The organism is Cupriavidus sp. SS-3 (assembly GCF_035818815.1).
GTDB lineage: Bacteria > Pseudomonadota > Gammaproteobacteria > Burkholderiales > Burkholderiaceae > Cupriavidus > Cupriavidus taiwanensis_C.
In genome coordinates this window covers 89,947-106,113 of record NZ_JAYLVT010000005.1, presented here as the reverse complement: position 1 = coordinate 106,113, position 16,167 = coordinate 89,947, and the positions used below count along the sequence as shown (strand labels likewise).

General features: G+C 66.4%; 14 protein-coding genes. 13 read left to right on the top strand and 1 reads right to left on the bottom strand.

Going from position 1 to position 16,167, the window contains the following annotated elements:
• Positions 1–69 precede the first annotated feature (69 nt).
• The 11 genes from U9J39_RS10090 (at position 70) to U9J39_RS10040 (ending at position 12,738) form a co-directional block, all read left to right on the top strand.
• Positions 70–996, top strand: coding sequence for a WD40/YVTN/BNR-like repeat-containing protein (locus tag U9J39_RS10090; RefSeq protein ID WP_326346995.1), 927 nt, complete (start codon positions 70–72; stop codon positions 994–996).
• Between the two features lie 44 nt (positions 997–1,040).
• Complete coding sequence (locus U9J39_RS10085; protein ID WP_116312144.1) at positions 1,041–3,434, top strand: efflux RND transporter permease subunit; 2,394 nt, start codon at positions 1,041–1,043, stop codon at positions 3,432–3,434.
• A 50-nt stretch (positions 3,435–3,484) separates the two neighbouring features.
• A complete protein-coding gene (locus U9J39_RS10080) occupies positions 3,485–5,092 on the top strand; it encodes a DUF1302 family protein (protein WP_326346994.1) in 1,608 nt (535 codons plus the stop codon).
• Positions 5,093–5,117: 25 nt separating this feature from the next.
• A complete protein-coding gene (locus U9J39_RS10075; RefSeq protein WP_326346993.1) occupies positions 5,118–6,374 on the top strand; it encodes a DUF1329 domain-containing protein in 1,257 nt (418 codons plus the stop codon).
• Positions 6,375–6,463: 89 nt separating this feature from the next.
• Positions 6,464–6,976, top strand: coding sequence for a nuclear transport factor 2 family protein (locus U9J39_RS10070; RefSeq protein WP_326346992.1), 513 nt, complete (start codon positions 6,464–6,466; stop codon positions 6,974–6,976).
• An 8-nt stretch (positions 6,977–6,984) separates the two neighbouring features.
• Positions 6,985–7,929: a LysR family transcriptional regulator gene (locus U9J39_RS10065; RefSeq protein WP_115679376.1), complete on the top strand. Its 945-nt coding sequence runs from the start codon at positions 6,985–6,987 to the stop codon at positions 7,927–7,929.
• Between the two features lie 118 nt (positions 7,930–8,047).
• Positions 8,048–9,355: a Glu/Leu/Phe/Val family dehydrogenase gene (locus tag U9J39_RS10060; RefSeq protein WP_115679377.1), complete on the top strand. Its 1,308-nt coding sequence runs from the start codon at positions 8,048–8,050 to the stop codon at positions 9,353–9,355.
• 267 nt (positions 9,356–9,622) lie between these two features.
• Positions 9,623–10,522 carry a glutamate/aspartate ABC transporter substrate-binding protein gene (locus U9J39_RS10055; RefSeq protein WP_111518361.1) on the top strand — a complete coding sequence of 300 codons (900 nt, stop codon included), beginning with the start codon at positions 9,623–9,625 and terminating at the stop codon, positions 10,520–10,522.
• 63 nt (positions 10,523–10,585) lie between these two features.
• Positions 10,586–11,314, top strand: coding sequence for an amino acid ABC transporter permease (locus U9J39_RS10050; protein ID WP_112773771.1), 729 nt, complete (start codon positions 10,586–10,588; stop codon positions 11,312–11,314).
• A gap of 9 nt (positions 11,315–11,323) precedes the next feature.
• On the top strand, positions 11,324–12,007 hold the full coding sequence (gene gltK / locus U9J39_RS10045; protein WP_018008787.1) for a glutamate/aspartate ABC transporter permease GltK: 684 nt from the start codon (positions 11,324–11,326) through the stop codon (positions 12,005–12,007).
• A complete protein-coding gene (locus U9J39_RS10040) occupies positions 12,004–12,738 on the top strand; it encodes an amino acid ABC transporter ATP-binding protein (protein ID WP_115708175.1) in 735 nt (244 codons plus the stop codon). Before gltK ends, U9J39_RS10040 begins: the two co-directional genes overlap by 4 nt.
• A gap of 64 nt (positions 12,739–12,802) precedes the next feature.
• Here U9J39_RS10040 and U9J39_RS10035 read toward each other — a convergent pair whose 3' ends face one another.
• Complete coding sequence (locus U9J39_RS10035) at positions 12,803–13,633, bottom strand: class II glutamine amidotransferase (protein WP_115679381.1); 831 nt, start codon at positions 13,631–13,633, stop codon at positions 12,803–12,805.
• A gap of 157 nt (positions 13,634–13,790) precedes the next feature.
• On the opposite strand from U9J39_RS10035, the gene U9J39_RS10030 reads away from it, so the two are divergent.
• Both U9J39_RS10030 and U9J39_RS10025 read left to right on the top strand, forming a co-directional pair.
• Positions 13,791–14,864, top strand: a complete 1,074-nt coding sequence (locus tag U9J39_RS10030) for a tartrate dehydrogenase (protein ID WP_115708179.1) — start codon at positions 13,791–13,793, stop codon at positions 14,862–14,864.
• Positions 14,861–16,165 (top strand): glycerate kinase type-2 family protein, encoded by a 1,305-nt coding sequence (locus U9J39_RS10025; protein ID WP_326346991.1) that lies wholly within the window; start codon positions 14,861–14,863, stop codon positions 16,163–16,165. The genes U9J39_RS10030 and U9J39_RS10025 overlap by 4 nt, the downstream gene beginning before the upstream one ends.
• The last annotated feature ends 2 nt before the right edge of the window (positions 16,166–16,167 follow it).

The following is a 16,167-nucleotide window of genomic DNA, read 5'->3' as shown; positions in this document are numbered from 1 at the left end:
CGCAGCGCGACATTCCGAGGAAGACCACAACATGCAACGCATCAAACGCTACTGCTGTCCGGTTCGGCCGTGGCAGTGATCGGCGGCCTGCTCTACGCGGGCCTGTTCATCAAGCCGAAGCCGGCCGGCAAGGCGCTGCCGCAGCCACTGGTGGAACGCGGCGACGCCTTCTACGGTATGGCCGTGCTGCCCGACGGGCACATGTGGGCCGTCGGCACCAACGGCAAGATCCTGCACAGCGATGACGCCGGACAGGCCTGGCGCCTGCAGCGCACCACGCAGCGCGCAACCCTGCAGGACATCGCCGCCTGGGATGCGCGCCGTGCCGTTGCGGTCGGCAACGACGGCGTCATCCTGGCCACCGCCGACGGCGGCATGAACTGGCAGGCCGCGCGCGCGCCGCGCTCCTCGATCAGCAACAAGCTGATGCGGGTGCAGGCGAGCCAGGATGGACGTGCCTGGGCGGTGGGCAGCGGCGGCGTGCTGCTGCGTTCGCTCGATTACGGCAACAGTTGGGAGTCCGCCGCGCCCGTCGAGGACACCGCCTGGAACGGCGTTGCCTTCGATGGCGCCCGTGGCTGCGTGGTGGGCGAGTTCGGCCGCATCCGCGTCACGCGCGATGCCGGCGAACACTGGACCACCGTCACCAGCCCGGCGCGGCAAAGCCTGATGTCGGTGCGCATGCGCGACGACGGCCACGCGGTGGCGGTGGGCTTGCGCGGCACCGTGCTGGTCAGCAGCGATGCGGGCACCAGCTGGAAATCCGTCGCCGGCGCCACGCAGGAAGACCTGTTCGACGTGGCCTGGGATGGCAGCCAGTGGGTCGCCGTGGGCGACAAGGGAGTGGTGCTGCTGGGCGGCGCCGATGGCGCCGCCTGGCGCGCGACGCGCTTCGACGCGATGGACCGCGGCTGGTACACGCGCGTGCTCGCGCATGGCGGCAAGTATTACGCCGCGGGTTCGCGGCTGGCGGCCGGCGCGGCCAAGGCGCTGTAAGCACCGGGACGGCCCGGCGGCGCGCAAAGAATCTGGAGGAGATCATGAACACAACACAACCGGGCAGGCTCGAACGCTTTGCCGAGGCCTGCATCCGGCGGCGGGCCTATGTCGCGGGCCTGTTCCTGCTGGTCACCGCATTGATGCTGGTGGCCGCGCTGCGGGTGGAGGTCAGGACCGTCTTCGACGACCTGCTGCCGCGCAGCCATCCGTATATCCAGGTCCACGAGCAGTACAAGCACGCCTTCGGCGGCTCCAACGTGGTCAGCCTCGTGCTAGAGGCCGAGCAGGGCGACATCTTCAACACGGCCTTCCTGACCAAGGTCAAGACGGTCACGGCGGCGCTGCAGCGCGTCGATGGCGCCAACCAGTTCCAGATCGTCTCGCTGGCGTCGCGCAAGCTCAAGGAGATCCGCGGCTCCACCGAGGCCATCGATTCGTCGCCGCTGATGTGGCCGGACGTGCCCCAGGACGCGGCCGGGCTGAACGCGCTGAAGCAGGCCGTGCTCAACAACCCGCTGGTCTATGGCGCCTATGTCTCGAAGGACCTGCGCGCCGCGCTGGTGACCGTCGATTTCTACGAGGGCTCGGCCGACTACAACAAGATCTTCCCGCAGGTGCAGGCCATTGCCGATGCGGCGCGTGGCGACGGCGTGCGCGTGCGCGTGACCGGCGAGCCCATGCTGTATGGCTGGGTCAGCCACTTCCTGCCCGAGACGCTGCACATCTTCATGCTGACGGTAGGCTGCCTGGTGCTGCTGCTGTTTATCGTCGCGCGCACCTGGCGCGGCACGCTGCTGCCCTTGCTGGCGGGGCTGAGCAGCGCGATCTGGGCGCTCGGCGCCGCGCGGCTGCTCGGCTACAACCTCGACCCGCTGGTGATCGTGATTGCGTTCCTGATCACGGCGCGCGCGATCTCGCATTCGGTGCAGCTGGTGTCGCGCTTCGACGAGGAGCTGGCCGCGGGCGCCGACACCCCGCGCGCGGCGGCGCGGGCCAGCATGCTGCAGTTGTTCAAGCCCGGCATGCTGGGCGTGGTTGCCGACGCCGGCTGCATGGTGGTGGTGGTGCTGACGCCGATCCCGCTGATGCACAAGGTGTCGATCATCGGCACGATATGGGTGATGACCATCGCGCTGAGCGCATGCGTGATGACGCCGGTGCTGCTGTCGTGGGTGCGCGATCCGCGCGGCCACGCGCATCGGCTGGACCTGGGCCCGGCGCTCGACCGAATCCTCGGCGTGTGCGTGCGCAGCGCGACGTCGCGCTGGCGCTACGCCGTGCTGGCCGGCGCGGTGGCCGTGTTCGCCGTCTCGGCCTGGTACGCGACCCGGATCCAGGTCGGCGATGCGCAGCCGGGCTCGCCCATCCTCTGGCCCGATTCGACTTACAACCAGGATGCCGCCGCCATCAACCGCCAGTTCCAGGGTGCCGACCGTCTCTATGCGGTGTTTGCGGGACACCAGCCCAATGCAGTGAAGTCGCCCGAGGTGCTGGCGAGCATGGCGGGGATGCAGCGCTATATGGCGGCGCAGCCGGAGATCGGCGGCAGCGCCTCGATCGCCGACGTCATCCCGATGGTCCGGCGCGTGCTCAACGAGAACAACCCGCGCTACCAGGAGCTCGGCGGCACCGCGCAGGAGAACGGCGAGCTGATGTACATGTTCGTGTCGGGCTCCGATCCCGGCGACATGGCCCGCTTCACCGATGCGCAGGCGCGCAATGCCTCGGTGACGTTCTACTTCCGCGACCACCAGGGCGACAGCATCCGTACCGCGATGGCGCGCCTCAAGGAATATGTCGACGCCCATCCGCTGGCACAGGGCACGTACCAGCTGGCCGGCGGGCTGGTCGGCGTGCTGGCCGCGGTCAACGAGGTGATCCTCGCCGGCCAGATCGAGAGCATCGCGCTGGCGCTGCTGGTGCTGGTGCTGTGCTGCGCGGTCGCGTACCGCTCGGTCACGGCCGGCATCTTCTTCATGGTGCCGGTGATCCTGTCCAACACCATCACCTTCAGCTACATGGCGTGGAAGGGCATCGGCATGAACCTCAGCACGCTGCCGGTGGCGGCGCTGGGCATCGGCCTCGGTGTCGACTACGCCTTCTACATCGTCGACGGCATCAAGGAAAAGATCGCCGAAGGCAAAGACCTGCGCACGGCCACGGTGGCCTCGCTGCTGGGCGCGGGCCGCGGCGTGGTGGTGACGGCGCTGACGCTGACCACCAGCGTGGTGCTGTGGTGCGCCTCGTCGCTGCGCTTCCAGGCCGACATGGGCGTGCTGATGGCGATCTGGCTGTTCGTCTCGGCGCTCAGTGCGCTGTTCATCATGCCCGCGATGGTGCTGGTGTTCCGGCCGGCGTTCATCGTGAAGCGAGCGGGCGCAGGCAATGCCGCCGGCGAGCGCGACATCTCGATGCATCCGGTGCCGGAGGCATAGCGGCCAGGTATCGACAAGAGCCAGAGATACAAGACCAACAGGAGGAGACCATGACAATGCATTGCTGGAAGGGGCGGCGCCGGGGCACCAGCGCCGCGGGCCTGGCGCTGGCGCTGCTGGCGGTGGCGCCGCAGCTGCTGGCCGCGGAGGCCGCAGAGAGCGCAGAGACCGCAGAGACCCGGGAGCCGGCGGCGCCCGCCGCGCAGGACGCCGGCAGCGACGCCAAAGGAGAGGACTACAGCTTCCGCGTGGGCGGCTATGCGCGCACGTGGGCCTCGTTCAACCTGCAGAATCCGCCGGAGACCGGCCGCGACGACAGGTTCGCGCCGTCCATGCTGCGCGGCTCGCTGCTGCTCAATGCCGACGCCAAGACCGGGCCGGTGACATGGAAGGTGGTCGGCCGGGCCGACGGCGAATACAAGACGCGCTACCTGAAGGACCTCGAGCAACTGAACCGCACCAGCTCGCCCGGCGGTCCGGGCAGCCGGCTGATGGACCAGTACGACAACGCCGACCTGCGCGAGTACTACATGGACTTCTCGCCGGTGGAGCGGGTCAACCTGCGCATCGGCAAGCAGCAGGTGGTCTGGGGCGAGACCGACTTCTTCCGCGCCCTCGACCTGGTGCACGGCTTCGATTACCGCTGGCGCTCGTTCCTGGAGCGCGAGGGCGACGAGTTGCGCAAGCCGCTGTTCCTGGTCAAGGCCAAGGTCAACGTGCCCGAAGCCGACGGCAGCCTGCAGCTGCTGTACCGGCCGGGCCTGGACCGCAACCGCGACATCGGCAACAGCTACGACCTGTACGGCGGCCGCTGGGCGGGTCAGCCATACAAGGGCGTCGACTTCCTCGCGCCCGGCGGGCTCAACTACAACTACCGGCAGCCCGGCGCCAATGTCAGCGACCAGACCGGCGGCGTGCGCTGGGAGGGCATCGCCGGCCCGGTCAACTATTCGCTGGCCTACCTGAAGACGTTCAGCAACGACCCGGTGGTCAACTCGGCCTTCGCGCCGTCGGGACAGGCTCCGACCGGCACGCTGGGGGACTTCATCTTCCCCAAGATCGACCTGTTCGGCGCGACCGCCAGCGGCTATGTCCCCGCCATCGATGCCGTGCTGAGCACCGAACTGGTCTACACGCGCAACGCGCCCTACAACATCGGCACCAATTTCTTTGGCGGGGCGTTGCCGGGCTTCGGCGGCATTATCAGGAAGGACGTTGTCACCACCATGTTCCGCATGGACAAGAACCTGAACCTGAGCCGCCTGCTGGGGACCAGCCGCCCGTCGTTCTTCTCGGTGCAGGTGTTCGACAAGTGGATCCAGAACTTCAGGCGTTCCGACGACATCGTCAATCTCGTCGGCTACGGCGCCGCGGCCAAGGAGCATTCCACCATCGCCACGGTGATCCTCGGGCTGAACTACCGCAACGACAAGATCAATCCGCAGCTGGCCGCGGGCGTGGACCTGCAAGGCCGCGGCGGCTTCCTGATCCCGAGCGTGGAATTCGTCTACGGCGACCACTGGCGCCTGGTGCTGGAGGCGGACCTGTTCTTTGCCAAGAACAAGCGCAACCCCGGCCAGGTGGAAGGGTCCACGCGCCTGTTCGGCACCTTTGCCAACAACAGTCAGTTCCTGGCGCGGCTGACGCGCCAGTTCTGATGCATCCCGAGTGAGGAGACACAACATGATTCGCATCCGCAAGACCATCGCGCTGTGCCTGCTGGCGGTGCTCGCCAGCGCCAGCGCCGCCAGCCAGGCGGCCGAGTTGCCGGCCGGCACCGTGATCGACAAGGACAACCTCGACAAGGTCAAAGGCGACACCTTCGACGGCCACACCATTGCCAGCCTGCTTACCGAGAAGCTGGAATGGCAGATCCGCAATACCGGCCTGAGGATCCCGCTGGCCCACGCCAAGCCGGTGCAGCTCGATCCCAAGTACCTGGAGGCGACGCGCAAGAACGCCGGCAAGGCGCAGTTCGACGAGAAGACCCGCGAGGTGACCGGCTGGGAAGCCGGCATTCCGTTCCCGCAGGTGAGCCAGAACGACCCCTTTGCCGGCGACAAGCTGATCTGGAACTTCTATTACGCCTCCCCGGAAGGCGACGTCATCAACAACAAGGTCACCTTCCTGATGATCAGCGGCGACAAGGGCCTGGAGTCGACGCAGGACTGGGTGTTCCAGCGCTATTACCTGAAGGGGCGGCTCAGCGGCGACAAGCCCGTGCTGGGCGACGGCAGCGTGCTGAGCAAGACACTGTTCGCCGCGACCGCGCCGGAGGACATCCGCGGGCTGGGCACCTTCACCATCCGCTACGACAGCCCCAAGCTGGAAGACAGCTGGGCCTATATCAAGTCGGCCCGGCGCACGCGGCGGCTGTCGGGCGGCGCATGGATGGACCCGGTGGGCGGGCTGGATGTGCTCAACGACGACATCTATGTCTGGAACGCCAGGCCTTCCTGGTATCCGAAGATCAGGCTGGTGGGCAAGCGCTGGATCCTGGCGATCTCGGACGCGAAGCTGGGCTACACGCCGTCCAAGAAGGGCACGCCCGAAGAATGGAAGACGGTGGACTTGAAGAACGCGCCGTACTGGAATCCGGTGCAGACCTGGCAGCCGCGCGAGGTGTGGGTGATCGAAGGCACGCCGCCCGCCGAACACCCTTATGGCAGGAAGGTGGTCTACATGGACGTGAACTATCCGCGCGTCTACATGGGCGAGGCCTATGACAAGAAGGGCGAGTTCTGGAAATTCATCAACTTCCATATGACGCCGTCGACCGGCGAGGACGGCACCAAATACTCGTCCTCGATCCAGGGCGACATCATCGACTTCAAGGCGCGCCACGCCTCGATCTATCTGTTCCGCGGCTACAAGCTCAACGAGGCGAAGATCAAGGAAGCCGACATGAACTACAGCGCGCTCGAGTCGATCGCAAAGTAGGCCGGGCCTGGCGCGGCCCCCGGGGGGCACGGGCGGCCGCGCCGGATCTGACAGGCGGCCGCCAGCCCGGCGGCCCAGGAGACGGGATCATGGAAATCAAGACAATGACGGATGAACAGCGCAAGGCGGTGGCGCTGGAGTACTTCAGACGCATGGACCGGGGCGAGGGCGTGATCGATCTCTTCGACGAGCACGCGGAATTCTGTTTTCCCAAATGGGGTGTGGCACGCGGGCGCGCGCAGATCGAGCAACTGTTCGGTGACCTGATGGGGATCGTGGCATCGGTGCGCCACGATGTCGCCTACGCCAACTTTATCCAGCAGGGGGACCTGATGGTGGTGGAAGGCACGTCTGCCGGCAGCCTCGTCAGCGGCGAAACCTGGCGCGCGGACGTCGGCCATGCCGGGGGGCGCTGGTGCGACGTGTTCGAGATCCGCAACTTCCGCATCCAGCGCTGCTACGTCTACCTGGACCCCGACTATGGCGGGCAGGATGTCGGGCGCTATCCCTGGCTGCGCCAGCGGCACCAGGGCAAGGGCGGCCGGCGTAGCGGCCGCAACGCACCGGTGTCAGGTGACGGACACCCGCGCGCCGGTGGATAATCCGCGTCATGGAAATCAAATGGCTTGAAGACTTCGTCAGCCTGGCCGAGACGCACAGCTTCTCGCGCTCGGCCGAACTGCGCCACGTCACGCAGCCGGCGTTTTCGCGCCGGATCCAGTCGCTCGAGGCGTGGGTTGGCACCGAGCTGATCGACCGCTCGAGCTATCCCACCAGCCTGACGCCGGCCGGCAAGGTGTTCTACGAGCAGGCGCTGGCGATGCTGGCGCAGGTCAGCGAGACCCGCGCGCTGATGCGCGGCCAGCGCTCGGCCAACGCGCAGGTGCTGGAATTCGCGGTGCCGCACACGCTGTCGCTGACCTTCTTCCCGGAATGGCTCAAGGCGCTGGAGCGCAAGCTCGGCACGCTGCCGTGCCGGCTGCGCGCACTCAATGTCCATGACGCGGTGCTGATGCTGGTCGAGGGCGGCTGCGACCTGGTGATGGTCTACCACCACGCGCGCCAGGCCATCCAGCTGGATCCGGCGCGGTACGACATGCTGGTGCTCGGGACCGAACGGCTATCGCCCTACAGCGTGCCGGACCCCGCCGGCAAGCCTCTGTTCCGGCTGCCGGGCACCGACAAGAAGCCGGTGCCGTTCCTCAGCTATACGCCCAACGCCTTCCTCGGCCGCATGGTCGACCTGCTGCTGGCTGAAACCGCCGAGGCGCTCAAGCTGGACAAATGCTACGAGACCGACATGGCCGAGGCGCTCAAGGTGATGGCGCTGTCCGGCCACGGCATGGCCTTTCTGCCCGAAAGCGCGGTGCGCGACGACGTCGCGGCGGGGCGGCTGGTGCGGGCCGAGTCGGCCCGCGGGCTGCCGCTGTCGATCGACATGGAGATCCGCTTGTATCGGGAGAAGCCGGGCGAGAACGGCGGCGAGCGGCGCGCCGGGGCGCGGCGCAAGCGGCAGCTGGTGGACCAGGTGTGGGGGACCCTGACCTCGGCGTAGCGACGGTTTGCCCCAAGGTTATGCGCGTCCTGCATAACCCGATGAGCAAACGGCATTGGATTCCGGGCCGCCGCCAAGCCTAAGCTTGCGCCCATCTTCCACCCCGGAACCCACCCCGATGTCTTCCGCAGCACCGACCAACACTGCTGGCCAAAAGCACGCACTCCCGTCCTACCTCAACGCCGACAACCTCGGCCCCTGGGGCATCTACCTGCAGCAAGTCGACCGCGTCACGCCCTACCTGGGTTCGCTGGCGCGCTGGGTCGAGACCCTCAAGCGTCCCAAGCGCGCCCTGATCGTCGACGTGCCGATCGAGCTCGACAACGGCACCATCGCCCATTTCGAGGGCTACCGGGTGCAGCACAACCTGTCGCGCGGCCCGGGCAAGGGCGGCGTGCGCTTCCACCAGGACGTGACGCTGTCCGAGGTGATGGCGCTGTCGGCCTGGATGTCGGTGAAGAACGCGGCGGTCAACGTGCCTTACGGCGGTGCCAAGGGCGGCATCCGCGTCGACCCGCGCACGCTGTCGCACGCGGAACTGGAACGCCTGACGCGCCGCTACACCAGTGAAATCAACATCATCATCGGGCCGAGCAAGGACATCCCGGCGCCCGACGTCAACACCAATGCACAGGTGATGGCGTGGATGATGGACACCTATTCGATGAACTCGGGCAGCACCTCGACCGGCGTCGTGACCGGCAAGCCGATCTCGCTGGGCGGCTCGCTGGGCCGCCACGAGGCCACCGGCCGGGGCGTGTTCGTGGTCGGCTCCGAGGCCGCGCGCAATATCGGCCTCGAGGTCAAGGGCGCGCGCGTGGCGGTGCAGGGCTTCGGCAACGTCGGCGCGGTCGCCGCCAAGCTGTTCCATGAGGCCGGCGCCAAGGTGGTGGCGGTGCAGGACCACCGCACCACGCTGTTCGACCCGGCCGGCCTGGACGTGCCGGCGATGATGGAATACGCGTCGCACAGCGGCACCATCGACGGCTTCCGCGGCGAAGTCCTGCGTACCGAGCAGTTCTGGGAAGTCGACTGCGACATCCTGATCCCGGCCGCGCTGGAAGGCCAGATTACCGCCGAAAACGCGCCGAAGATCACGGCAAAGCTGGTGATCGAGGGTGCCAACGGCCCGACCACGCCGCAGGCCGATGACATCCTGCGCGAGCGCAATATCCTGGTCTGCCCGGACGTTATCGCCAACGCCGGCGGCGTGACCGTGTCCTACTTCGAATGGGTGCAGGATTTCTCCAGCTTCTTCTGGACCGAGGAAGAGATCAACCAGCGCCTGGTACGGATCATGCAAGAAGCCTTCCGGGCAATCTGGCAAGTGGCACAGGAAAACAAGGTGACGCTGCGCACGGCGGCGTTCATCGTGGCCTGTACGCGGATCCTGCAAGCGCGTGAAATGCGCGGCCTGTACCCCTGATCGGGGCAGGCGGGCCCGGGGCGAGGCACTGGCATGGTGCAGTGCAATAATCGTCCCCGGGCCCCGGCTTCATGACCGCCAGACGCGGTCTCCGGCAAGCGCCGGAGGCCGCGTTGTCGTATCCGGACGCGCTGCGCACGGATTGCCCCGAAGTGAGGTTCTAGGAGAAAACCCAGTTGTATTGCGCCGGATGCTGCGCAATACTGTTTCACCAGTGGGGGTTTTATTCTTAGAATCCCGCTTTCTCTTCATGGTCAAGGAGATGTTATGAATTTCGCCAAGTTGGCTGCCCTGATGATTGCCGGGGGCGTAATGTGCGGGACGGCACAGGCAGCCGAACAACTGACGGGCACGCTGAAGAAAATCAAGGACACCGGCGTCATCACGCTCGGCGTGCGCGAATCGTCGATTCCGTTCAACTACAACCTGGGCGGCGTGCGCCAGGTCGGCTATTCCTACGATATCAACATGAAGATCGTGGAAGCCATCAAGGACCAGCTGAAGCTGCCGAACCTGCAGGTCAAGGAAATCCCGATCACCTCGCAGAACCGTATCACGCTGCTGCAGAACGGCACCATCGATATCGAGTGCGGCTCGACCACCAATAACCTGGAACGCCAGAAGCAGGTCGCCTTCACCAATTCCATCTTCATCATCGGCACGCGCATCATGGTGAAGAAGGATGCCGGCATCAAGGACTGGGCCGACCTGAAGGGCAAGAACGTCGTCACCACCGCCGGCACCACGTCGGAGCGCCTGCTGCGCAAGATGAACGACGACCAGAAGCTGGGCGTGAACATCATCAGCACCAAGGACCACGGCCAGTCGTTCCTGACGCTGGAATCGGGCCGCGCGGTCGCCTTCATGATGGACGACGCGCTGCTGTATGGCGAACGCGCCAAGGCCAAGAACCCGGCCGACTGGATCGTCGTCGGCAAGCCGCAATCGCGCGAGTCCTACGGCTGCATGATCCGCAAGGACGACCCGCAGTTCAAGAAGCTGTCCGACAACGTCATCTCCGGCATGATGAAGGACGGCTCGATCAACACGCTGTACACCAAGTGGTTCATGCAACCGGTTCCGCCCAAGGGCCTGAACCTGGACTTCCCGCTGTCCGAAGACATGAAGACGCTGATCAAGGCGCCTAACGACAAGGCGCTGGACTGACCTGCCGTTGACAGCACTGCGAAACGGAAGGCATGTCCTTCCGTTTCTTTTTGAGGACGCAACATGAACTACAACTGGCATTGGGGAGTTTTCCTCGAACAGGCCGCCCAGAACGAGACCTACCTGGACTGGATGATCTCCGGCCTGAAGGTCACGCTCGCGCTGGGGCTCTCGTCCTGGGTCATTGCCCTGGCCATCGGCTCGGTGCTCGGCGTGCTGCGCACGGTGCCGAACAAATGGCTGGCCGGCATTGCCGCCACCTATGTCGAGATTTTCCGCAACATCCCGCTGCTGGTGCAGCTGTTCATCTGGTACTTTGTCGCGCCCGAGCTGCTGCCCGGCGGCGAGGCGATCAAGCAGATGAACCCGTTCGCGCAGCAGTTCCTGGCCGCCATGCTGTGCCTGGGAACGTTTACCGCCGCGCGGGTGTGCGAGCAGGTGCGCTCGGGCATCAACTCGCTGGCACGCGGACAGAAGAATGCCGGCCTGGCGATGGGCTTCACGCTGCCGCAGACGTACCGCCACGTGCTGCTGCCGATGGCGTTCCGCGTGATCGTGCCGCCGCTGACCTCCGAGTTCCTGAATATCTTCAAGAACTCGGCGGTGGCCTCGACCATCGGCCTGCTCGAACTGGCCGCGCAGGGGCGCCAGCTGGTGGACTACACCGCGCGCCCGTATGAATCGTTCATCGCGGTCACGCTGATGTACGCGCTGATCAACGTCACCGTGATGCTGGTGATGCGCTGGGTCGAAGCCCGCACGCGCGTGCCCGGCTTCATCGGCGGCAAGTAAGGGGGCGCCATGGCTTATTCCTTCGATTTCACCTCGATCAACCCGGCCACGCTGCACGTGCTGGGCGAGGGCATGATGGTCTCGCTGAAGATCACCGTCACCGCGGTGGTGGTCGGCATCATCTGGGGCACCATCCTGGCGATGATGCGGCTGTCGTCGTTCCGGCTGCTGAACTGGTTCGCGCAGGGGTACGTCACCATCTTCCGCTCGATCCCGCTGGTGATGGTGCTGTTGTGGTTCTTCCTGATCATCCCGCAGGTCTTGCAGGGGATCTTCAACCTGTCGCCGGCGACCGACCTGCGCATGACCTCGGCGCTGGTGGCATTCGCGCTGTTCGAGGCGGCGTACTACTCCGAGATCATCCGCGCGGGGATCCAGAGCGTGTCGCGCGGGCAGATGTTCGCGGCGCAGGCGCTGGGCATGACCTACGGGCAGTCGATGCGGCTGGTGATCCTGCCGCAGGCGTTCCGCAACATGGTGCCGCTGCTGCTGACCCAGGGCATCATCCTGTTCCAGGATACGTCGCTGGTGTACGTGAGCGCGCTGGCGGACTTCTTCGGCCAGGCCTACGGCATCGGCGAGCGCGACGGCCGGATCGTCGAGATGCTGCTGTTCGCCGGCCTGGTGTACTTCATCATTTGTTTCTCCGCTTCGCTGCTGGTCAAGCGTTATCAGAAAAAGGTGGCCGTATGATCGAGATTAATAACGTTTCCAAGTGGTACGGCTCCTTCCAGGTGCTGACCGACTGCACCACCAAGGTTGCCAAGGGTGAAGTGGTGGTGGTGTGCGGCCCGTCGGGCTCGGGCAAATCGACGCTGATCAAGACCGTCAACGCGCTGGAGCCGTTCCAGAAGGGCGACATCCTGGTCGACGGCACCTCGGTGGGCAATCCCAAGACCAACCTGCCCAAGCTGCGCTCGCGCGTCGGCATGGTGTTCCAGAACTTCGAGCTGTTCCCGCACCTGTCGATCACCGAGAACCTGACCATCGCGCAGATGAAGGTGCTCGGCCGCTCCAAGGACGAATCCATGGCCAAGGGCATGAAATACCTGGAGCGCGTGGGCCTGAAGAGCCAGGCCGAGAAGTACCCTGGCCAGTTGTCGGGCGGCCAGCAGCAGCGCGTCGCGATCGCGCGCGCGCTGTCGATGGACCCGATCTGCATGCTGTTCGACGAGCCCACCTCGGCGCTGGACCCGGAAATGGTCAACGAAGTGCTGGACGTGATGGTGCAGCTGGCGCAGGAAGGCATGACCATGATGTGCGTGACCCACGAAATGGGCTTTGCACGCAAGGTGGCCAACCGCGTGATCTTCATGGACCAGGGCAAGATCGTCGAGGACGCCGACAAGGAAGAGTTCTTCGGCGATATCGAGCACCGTTCGGAGCGCGCCAGGCAGTTCCTGTCGAAGATCCTGCATCACTGAACGGACTGCCAGCCTTATGAAAAAGGGACGCCTCGGCGTCCCTTTTTCCCTTGTGCCGGATGGCTCAGGTACAAGCCGTATTGGCGGCGTTCTTGGCCTGGACTTCGGGCGGGATCGGCACGGTCAGCGTCATGGTCGGGCGCCCGTCCTCGAACATGATCAGCTCGCCGGGGGCGAACTGGGTCCAGGTCTCGTTGTCGGTCAGCGGCGCGGTGGCGATCACGGCGACACGGTCGTCCGGCGTGGTGACCTGCGCGAAGTCGATCGACAGGTCGGCGTCGATCAGGTGCGCGGTCGAGAACGGCCATTGCCGCACGATGTAGTAGAGGCGGGTCGAGCAGTGCGCGAACAGCGCCTGCCCGTTGCACAGCAGGTAGTTGAACACGCCGTGCAGCGTGATGTCGCGCGTGATGTCGGCCAGCGCGTGCCCCAGCTCGTTCAGCGGCGGCTGCGAGCCCGGGAAGCGCTTGCGCAGGCCCTGCATCAGCGTGCAGAAGGCCAGTTCGCTGTCGGTGTCTCCCACCGGCTGGTAGACGCCGGACAGGAACGGGGTGAAGCCGTGCAGGTCGCCGTTGTGGGCGAAAATCCAGTGCCGGCCCCACAGCTCGCGCATGAAGGGGTGGCAGTTTTCCAGCAGCACGGTGCCCTGCGTGGCCTTGCGGATATGCGAGATGACGTTCTTGGACTTGATCGGATAGCGCTTGATCAGGTCCGCCACCGGCGAGGTGCCGGCGGACTGGTTGTCGATGAACAGGCGGCAGGCCTTGTCTTCGAAGAAGGCGACACCGAAGCCGTCGGCGTGGTGGTCGGTCAGGCCTCCGCGCGCGGCAAAGCCGGTGAAGGAGAACGTCACGTCGGTCGGCGTGGCGCAGTTCATGCCTAGCAGCTGGCACATGTCGGGGCACCGGACGGCAGGGGGCTGCCGCTTTGCAATAGAATGCAGGCATTATCCCGCGCGCCCGCGCCGCTGCCAAGCAACCGCGGACGCTCCCCCCGCGGTGCCAATGTCGCCAGCCATGGCGCCGACATACCTGCTAGCAATCCCGAGAACGATGAGCCAATACAAGATTGCCGTGATTCCCGGAGACGGAATCGGCACGGAAGTCATGCCCGAGGGCATCCGCGTGATGGACGCCGCGGCGCGCCGCTTCGGCATCGACTTCCAGTGGGATCACTTCGATTTTTCCAGCTGCGACTACTACGCCCGCCACGGCAAGATGCTGCCGGACGACTGGTTCGACACGCTGGTCAAGTACGACGCCATCTATTTCGGCGCGGTCGGCTGGCCGGACACGGTGCCCGACCATGTTTCGCTGTGGGGTTCGCTGCTGCAGTTCCGCCGTTCGTTCGACCAGTACGTGAACCTGCGCCCGGTGCGGCTGATGCCGGGCATCCGCAGCCCGCTGGCCGGCCGCCAGCCCGGCGACATCGATTTCTACGTGGTGCGCGAGAACACCGAGGGCGAATACTCCAGCATTGGCGGCCGCATGTTCCCCGGCACCGAGCGCGAGATCGTGGTGCAGGAAACGGTGATGAGCCGCACCGGGGTCGACCGCATCCTGAAGTTCGCCTTTGAACTGGCCCAAAAGCGCCCCAAGAAGCACCTGACGTCGGCGACCAAGTCCAACGGCATTTCGATCACGATGCCGTACTGGGACGAGCGGGTCGAGGCGATGGCGGCGAACTACCCCGGCCTGAAGGTCGACAAGTACCACATCGACATCCTGACCGCGCATTTCGTCCAGCATCCGGACTGGTTCGACGTGGTGGTGGCGAGCAACCTGTTCGGCGACATCCTGTCCGATCTCGGCCCGGCCTGCACCGGCACCATCGGCATTGCGCCGTCGGGCAATATCAATCCGGACCGCACCTTCCCCAGCCTGTTCGAGCCGGTGCACGGCTCGGCCCCGGACATTGCCGGGCGCGGCGTGGCCAACCCGATCGGTCAGATCTGGTGCGGCGCCATGATGCTGGAACACCTCGGCCATGACGATGCTGGCGCCGCCGTGCTGGGCGCGATCGAGCAGGTGCTGGCGGCCGGGCCGGAGCACGCACCGCTGACGCGCGATATCGGCGGCAAGGCCGGTACCGCCGACCTGGGCCGTGCCATCGCGGAGGCGCTGTGAGCGCCGCGTTCGCGGGGGACGCCCGCGCACTGCTGCTCGAGACCTTCCAGGCCGCCGTGGCGGCGGCCGATCCGCTGCAGATCGTCGCGCAGCACCTGCCGCCGCCGCACGCCGGTGGCCGCACGCTGGTGGTGGGCGCGGGCAAGGCGGCTGCGTCGATGGCCGCGGCGGTCGAGCGCGCCTATGCCGGCAAGGCCACGCTGGAGGGGCTGGTGGTCACGCGCTACGCGCATGGCATGCCGACCGACCATATCCGCGTGATCGAGGCCGGCCATCCGGTGCCGGACGAGGCGGGCGAGCAGGCCGCGGCGGAGATCCTGGCCGCGGTGCAATCGCTGACGCCGCAGGACCGGCTGCTGGTGCTGGTCTCGGGCGGCGGCTCGAGCCTGCTGTCGCTGCCGGCCGAGGGCATCCCGATGGCCGACCTGAAGGCGACCACCCGGGAATTGCTGCGCTGTGGCGCGCCGATCACCGACATGAACATCGTGCGCAAGCATATCTCGCGCATCCAGGGCGGCCGGCTGGCGCAGGCGAGCCAGGCGCCGGTGACCACGCTGATCGTCTCGGACGTGGCCGGCGACGATCCCAGCGCGATCGCCTCGGGCCCGACCGTGGCCGACCCGAGCACGTTCGATGACGCACTGCAGATCCTGCGCCGCTATGGCGCGCAGGTGCCGGCCAGCGTGCAGTCGCACCTGGAACGCGGCGCGCGTGGCGAGGCGGCGGAGACGCCCAAGCCCGGCGACCCCTTGTTCGATCGGGTCGACAACATCATGATCGCCACCGCGCATGGCAGCCTCGAGGCCGCCGCCGCGCTGTTCCGCCAGCGCGGCATCACGCCGGTGGTGCTGGGCGATACCGTGACCGGCGAGGCGCGCGAAGTAGCCCGCGTCTATGCCGCGCTGGTGCGCGAGATTCGCGCGTACAATGCCCCGTTCGCCACGCCCGTGGCGCTGATTTCCGGAGGTGAGTGCACGGTCACTTTGCCGGCCGGCAGCGCCGGCAAGGCGCGCGGGGGGCGCTGCTCGGAGTTCCTGCTGTCGCTGGCGGTCGAACTGGCAGGCATGCCCGATGTGCACGCGATCGCCGCCGACACCGACGGCATCGACGGCTCCGAGGACAACGCCGGTGCGCTGGCCGACCCGACCACGCTGGCGCGTGCCGAGGCCGCCGGGCTGCCGGGCCAGCGCCAGTTGGACGCGCACGACGCCTGGGGCCTGTTCGATGCCATCGGCGACCTCGTGGTCACCGGCCCCACGCGCACCAACGTCAACGACTACCGCGCCATCCTGATTCTCTGATT